6 protein-coding genes are annotated in these 6,152 nt (G+C 39.4%); all 6 read left to right on the top strand.

The genetic code is table 11. The annotated features are described in order from the left end of the window. The first annotated feature begins 158 nt into the window (after positions 1 to 158). The 6 genes from GVJ38_RS10395 to GVJ38_RS10370 all read left to right on the top strand — a co-directional run bounded on the left by GVJ38_RS10395 (position 159) and on the right by GVJ38_RS10370 (position 6,152). Positions 159 to 1,928, top strand: coding sequence for a hypothetical protein (locus tag GVJ38_RS10395; RefSeq protein WP_159723095.1), 1,770 nt, complete (start codon positions 159 to 161; stop codon positions 1,926 to 1,928). Positions 1,929 to 1,992: 64 nt separating this feature from the next. After that, on the top strand, positions 1,993 to 2,211 hold the full coding sequence (locus tag GVJ38_RS10390; protein WP_159723094.1) for a DUF3923 family protein: 219 nt from the start codon (positions 1,993 to 1,995) through the stop codon (positions 2,209 to 2,211). Positions 2,212 to 2,342: 131 nt separating this feature from the next. Next, positions 2,343 to 3,734: a sugar transferase gene (locus GVJ38_RS10385; protein WP_159723093.1), complete on the top strand. Its 1,392-nt coding sequence runs from the start codon at positions 2,343 to 2,345 to the stop codon at positions 3,732 to 3,734. Positions 3,735 to 3,748: 14 nt separating this feature from the next. Further along, the gene (locus tag GVJ38_RS10380; protein WP_159723092.1) at positions 3,749 to 4,570 is read left to right on the top strand and encodes a glycosyltransferase; all 822 of its coding nucleotides are present in this window, start codon (positions 3,749 to 3,751) and stop codon (positions 4,568 to 4,570) included. 11 nt (positions 4,571 to 4,581) lie between these two features. Continuing rightward, on the top strand, positions 4,582 to 5,454 hold the full coding sequence (locus GVJ38_RS10375; RefSeq protein ID WP_159723091.1) for a LicD family protein: 873 nt from the start codon (positions 4,582 to 4,584) through the stop codon (positions 5,452 to 5,454). Next, positions 5,451 to 6,152: an IspD/TarI family cytidylyltransferase gene (locus GVJ38_RS10370; RefSeq protein ID WP_159723090.1), complete on the top strand. Its 702-nt coding sequence runs from the start codon at positions 5,451 to 5,453 to the stop codon at positions 6,150 to 6,152. Before GVJ38_RS10375 ends, GVJ38_RS10370 begins: the two co-directional genes overlap by 4 nt.

Here is a 6,152-nt window from a genome sequence, read left to right as displayed (position 1 = left end):
TTTTAGAATCAGCGAGTAGAAGTGGTGCGGAAGGGAGACCTTTCAGAGGGCCTTTTAGGCCGTGGCCGGTAATAGAGGCTTTCAGCCGAAGAGCAAACCACCCGTTCACACGGGTGGTTTTGATTTAGCGCAATTTGGAAAAGAAAGGGAGGGTGGTGATGTCCTCTGCAAAAATGAAAAAACTATTCACGGTAATCAGTGTTCTGATCTTTGTTTCATTTATCATGGTCTCACCGCAAATCTATCGGCGATCATTGTCTATAGGAGCGGATGCTGTTTTTCATTTTAACCGGTTCTATGAACTAGCCACACAACTGTCGCAAGGAAAGTTTAACTATTATCAAACGCTTTTTGGATTTAATCAAAGTGGTCGGATCATCAATGCATTATACGGTTATGATTTTGCTTTTTTTCAAGCAGTATTACTAGTAATTTTTAAGAGTTGGCTGAAATTCCAAATCGTTTCAGCATTCTTATGTTTTTTCACGAGTGGCTTCACGATGTATTTATTAGGAAAATATTTACGCTTACACGACCAATTTGCACTTGCGATTGCTATTTTATATATGTATTCAAGTACGGTAGCTTATTATGCTATTTGGCAAGCATTCAATGGTTGGGGTGCCGCTTTCTTACCGCTACTTTTTATTCCAGCGTTAAAAGCAATTCAAGACAAAAAAAAGCCGATTGATCCCATTTTGTTAGCTGTTCCGGTCGCAATTTTATTCTCGACTCATATATTAAGTTGGCTGATTGGCATCTTAGCGATTTTACCGATGCTTACTTATAGTTTTTTTCAGTCAGCACAAAAAGGTACTTGGCTAGGTCGTTTAGGGCTCGCGGTGATCGTATTTGTTTTATTATCAGCTAATTCAGTAGCTAGTGTGTTAGATGTTTATTCATCAAATAATATTTTACAACCTTTTCAACTGGACCATATGTTAGGTGATACTCTCAAATTTTCGACGGGGCAAATGAGTTTACACGATGCTGGTTTGATCTTCACGTCGATTTTTATTTTTCAAATCACTTATGCTGTTTTGAACTGGAAAAAACTTTTAACGGTTGAACGATTGATGATCGGCGTTGGCGCCACTTTTTTAATTTTTTCATCAAGACTTTTACCTTGGGACAATTTACCTCAATGGATTCCGATTATCAAACTGATTCAATTTCCCCATCGATTTGCGATGGTCGCCTATGTCTTATTGCTGCTGGGGTTTGGACGAACGTTGCAACAATTGACCGTTAAATTTCAAACAAATGAAGCAAAAAAGATTTGCTTGGTATTATTAGTGGTCGCCGCTTTTTTTGCAGTTTTCAGTGTCAACCAAGCAATGTATACCCAAACATGGATCTGGACGGGAAATGATCCATTGGAATTAAGCAATGTCGTAAAAGAAAAGAGTGAACAAGACCCGCAAAAAATTCGGACTGCTTTTCGTAGCCGAGATTTATCTGCTGGGTTACGGCAATTGGTGAAAGGTACGCCAGATTATTTGCCAATCACTAGCAGTCAAACAAAAGTTTATCAAGCTGAGCCTTATCAATTATATATTGAACAATTTATTGAAAACCCATTGAATAAAACGAAAAAAGTTTTAGCTGATGGTCGTTTACAAATCAAATGGCGGCAAAAGATAGCCAAAAAGGTGATTGTCCCTGTTGTGATTTATGATCACTCGACAATTTTTTACAATCAACAACAGCTCGCTTCGACAAAAGTACGAAAAAGTTTGATCGGAGCCTTGGTGGTCAATGCTAAACCTGGTGTGAACTCAGTTATCGTGGGTTATCGTCCCAGCATTGATTTGAAAATCATTCTAGGGTTTAAATTTTTAGGTCTCCTGATTGTTTTGATTTGGAGTGTAAAACGTAAAAAATTACGCTCAAAAGACAATGCTCAATGTAAGGGAGTAGGATCATAAAGACTCACTCTTTTTTTCAGCGTGTTATAATTTTAAGCAGAAAAAGTCATGGAGGTTGAATGAGATGAAATTATGGAAGCTCATGAACATAGTTTGGATTTTACTATTTATCGTTGGGATTATTTTTTTAGCTGTGAGAAGAGTCGATGGCGCGGGCGTCATTCAAACACCCGTGACTCGTGTGATCGCAATCGGCGTTTTAGTGATCTTGTTTTTGCTGATTGCTGGAGTTCAAGCTTTGTGGGGACGATGGTTGAAGAAAAATCGTAATGGCTCGGTTTGAGCAAAACAGAAAAAATTGTGAACAGTCTCTTTTTAATTTCCTTTATTTTTCTAGGGATAACTGGGCTTTTAGATAGGGCTGTGGTAAGATTGTAGCTGGATTATTGGGAAAATAGGAGTGTGTAAATTTATATGAATCGAAATGGAGAATGGAGTGGCGCGCGACGGTTGTTCATTATCCTGTTTGATGTGATCGTGTATAATATCGCGATTTTTTTCAGTTTTTGGCTGAAATTTCACGGGACGATCCCGCAACGGAATTTTGAGACATTCGAAAATTCAGCGCTGTTTATCTCCATCTTTTTTATTGCGTTGAATCTGTTACTGGGGGCATATGTTTTTTATAATCGGATCACAAGTGACATCGTGTTTGTGACGGTCATCAGCCAAGTTTTGATGTCCTTTGCGATCATGACTATTACGTTTGCTGGACGCTGGTTTGCGTTTCCGCGGATGGTCATCTTGTATTCTTTTATTTTAAGTACGATCTTGTTAAGTATTTATCGCTTGATCATCTATAAAACGTATCTCAAGGTCAGCCGAGATAAACAAGTGGTGATCGTGGGCTTTGAAAAAGATGTCGCGCCGGCGGTTCAAAACTTTGCCTCGCAAAAAAACAACAAGCATCGTGTCTGTAGTGTCATCATCGATCACTTCACTGACAACTTGACTCGCTTGATCGATCAAGTGGACATCGTGTATCTAGCTTCTGAGATCGCCGAAGCTGAAAAAAGAAAAATCTATCAACTAGTAACGAAAAAAGAAAAAAAATTATTTTTGAATACTACTTTTGAAAATCTGATCATGATCAATCCGAACATTATGAACTTTGAAGATGAAAGTATCATCGAGTCGACTGGGTTTAAAATCAATTCGGAACAAGCTTTGTTCAAACGCTTATTTGATATCGTCGTTTCATTGGTTTTATTAGTGATCGCCTCACCTTTCATGCTGTTGACTGCGCTGTTAGTCAAAGTCACTTCACCGGGTCCAGTGATCTACAAACAAATTCGAATCACCAAAGACCAGCGAGAATTTCCGATTTACAAATTTCGTTCCATGAGTGCAACAGCAGAAGCAAAGTCAGGTCCCGTGTTAGCGAAAAGTCATGATGCGCGTGTCACTCCGGTGGGAAAATTTATTCGCGCCGTGCGCTTTGATGAATTGCCGCAACTGTTCAATGTGTTAAAAGGAGATATGTCCATTGTGGGGCCACGTCCTGAACGACCATTTTTTGTCGATCAGTTCAATGCAGAAAATCCTTATTATTATTTGCGTCATAATGTACAAGCTGGCATCACCGGGTATGCGCAAGTCTATGGCAAATATGTTTCTGACTATGATAGCAAATTAAAATTTGACTTGCTGTATATCAAGAAATATTCGCTGTTGTTGGACTTGAAGATCTTATTGCAAACGATCAAGATCTTATTTGATAAAGTGTCTTCTCAAGGGTTAGCAGAAGATGAAGCAATCGATAACTTACGGAGTATCGATTTTCCAACTGACAAGATTTATCAGTAAACAGGAGGTGCGCGATGAAAAAAGCAGTCAGTGTGCTGTTGTCCGTTTATGAAAAAGAACAAGCGACGTATTTACAACAAGCACTTCAAAGTATTTTTGATCAAACCTCACCAGCTGCAGAAGTCGTCTTAGTCTTAGACGGGCCGATCACGCAATTGTTGCAAGATGTGATCAACGCGTATCAAAAAAAATTCCCCAACATCATCAAAGTAGTTCCCTTAGCAGAAAATGCCGGGCTGGGGACAGCACTAGCTAAAGGCGTCTTGGCGTGCCGAAATGAATTGATCGCACGGATGGATACCGATGACATCATGGTGCCGACTCGCTTAGAAAAACAGCTTCAAGCATTTGATGCTGATCCTACGCTTGCAATCGTTGGTTCGAATATCGCTGAATTTGCGACAGTTCCATCAGAAATCACTGGTCAGCGAATCGTGCCAGCAACAAATCACGCAATCCGGGAATTTTCTAAAAAACGGAATCCTTTCAATCACATGACCGTCATGTTTAAAAAGTCAGCGATCTTAACGGTCGGAAATTATCAGCCTTTATCCGGTTTTGAAGATTATTATTTGTGGGCTCGTTTATTAAAAGCCGGCTATCGGGGGCAAAACCTCCAAGAGCCGCTCGTCTATGCTCGGACAGGTGAAAATATGTATGCTCGCCGAGGCGGTCTGAAATATTTTACTCGTGGGTTAGCAGGACGGAAAAAAATTTATCAGGCAGGATTAGGAACTTGGGCAGACTTAGCAGTTTCTTGTTCTGCCCATATGGTTGTCAGTCTGTTACCAAATTCAGTGAGAGGAAAAATCTATGAGAAGCGATTACGAAAGTAAGAAGGGAATTTATGTATAGTACTGATCCAAAATTAAAAAAAATTCAAGGAACGACTTTACAGATGGCAACCCTGATCGTAGAGTTTTGTCAAAAACATCATTTGCTATGTTACTTTTGCGGCGGGGGAGTCATTGGTGCAGTTCGTGAAAAGGGCTTCGTACCTTGGGATGATGATTTAGATTTTTTTATGCCGCGTACTGATTATGAGAAATTCTATCGATTGTGGCAACAGAGTACGTTAAATGATCGATATCCAATTTTACGTGCACAAAAAGATTATGTTGATCATAATCTTTTTACTACGATTCGAGATCGGCAAACGACTTTTATCAAAACCTATCAGAAAGATTTGGACTTGCCTCATGGGATTGCGATTGATATTTTTCCTTTGGATGTCGCACCAGTTAAGCCTATGAAACGAAGGGCTCAAAAAATTTGGGCGTTAATCTATGCGTTGTATTGTAATCAAATTGTTCCTAAAAATCATGGAGGAATCATCGCTTTTGGCAGTAAAGCTCTGCTGGCGATTGTTCCTAGTAAGGCTTTACGCTATAAGATCTGGAAGTACGCTGAAAAACAAATGACGAGATATAACAATGAGCAAACTGGTTGGGTAACAGAACTCTGTGTTGGTCCACGTTACATGGGCAACATCTATCATGCAGAAGATTTTTCGCAAGCGATCCAAGTTCCTTTTGAAGATAGAAAAATGCCGATTCCCATTGGTTATGATCGCTACTTGAAAAAAGCCTTTGGTAATTATATGCAACGACCATCAAAGGAAAAACAAGTGTCGGTCCATGAAGCTGTTTATATCGATCCTGATCAGCCGTATGAAAAATATCGTGGAATCTATTATTTGAAGGGGGATTCAAAGAAATGATCACAGCATTGATTATTGCAGGCGGTGTCGGAAAACGCATGGGACAAGATATCCCAAAGCAGTTTATCACGGTGAATGGTAAGCCCATTATTATTTATACTTTAGAATCATTTGAGCGTCACCCGTTAGTGGATCGTGTATTGGTCGTTTGTAAGACTGGCTGGGAAGAAACTTTATGGGGCTATATCCATGAGTATGGATTAAAAAAAGTTCAGTGGATCATTCAAGGCGGTTCAATTGGGCAAGAGTCGATCAACAATGGGGTCCAATTTTTAAAACAATATTCTGATCCTGATGATACGATCGTGATCCATGATGGGATTCGACCATTAGTGGATGAGCTGGTCTTATCTGATGTTATTGTAAAAGCAAAAGAACACGGGAATGCAGTAACATCACTACCTTACAATGAACAGATTTTTCTAAAAGCAACGGAGGAAACTACAAAAGAATATATTGATCGGAACACGATCCGTCGCGTTTCAACACCACAAGCTTATCGATTTAAGAAGTTAGCGTGGGCATATGATCAAGCTATCAAAGACAAAGTCGGGATGACAGATTCTTCTTATACGAATACGATGATGGTAGAATTGGGAGAGACACTTTATTTTGCGGCTGGTTCAGATAAAAATATCAAATTGACGACGACGGATGATTTAGAATTATTCAAGGCGTATTTAAAAATGAATGACTAG

The sequence above is a fragment of the Enterococcus sp. CSURQ0835 genome, from assembly GCF_902706605.1.
In the GTDB taxonomy this organism is placed as follows: Bacteria; Bacillota; Bacilli; order Lactobacillales; family Enterococcaceae; genus Enterococcus_A.
Note: the sequence above shows the minus strand (reverse complement) of the source record. Positions and strands in the feature narration are given on the sequence as shown.

Bases quoted from the DNA above. Each gene is read 5' to 3' on its own strand.
- GVJ38_RS10370 (WP_159723090.1), top strand. From the start codon at position 5,451: ATGATCACAGCATTGATTATTGCAGGCGGTGTCGGAAAACGCATGGGA.
- GVJ38_RS10375 (WP_159723091.1), top strand. From the start codon at position 4,582: ATGTATAGTACTGATCCAAAATTAAAAAAAATTCAAGGAACGACTTTA.
- GVJ38_RS10395 (WP_159723095.1), top strand. From the start codon at position 159: ATGTCCTCTGCAAAAATGAAAAAACTATTCACGGTAATCAGTGTTCTG.
- GVJ38_RS10390 (WP_159723094.1), top strand. From the start codon at position 1,993: ATGAAATTATGGAAGCTCATGAACATAGTTTGGATTTTACTATTTATC.
- GVJ38_RS10385 (WP_159723093.1), top strand. From the start codon at position 2,343: ATGAATCGAAATGGAGAATGGAGTGGCGCGCGACGGTTGTTCATTATC.
- GVJ38_RS10380 (WP_159723092.1), top strand. From the start codon at position 3,749: ATGAAAAAAGCAGTCAGTGTGCTGTTGTCCGTTTATGAAAAAGAACAA.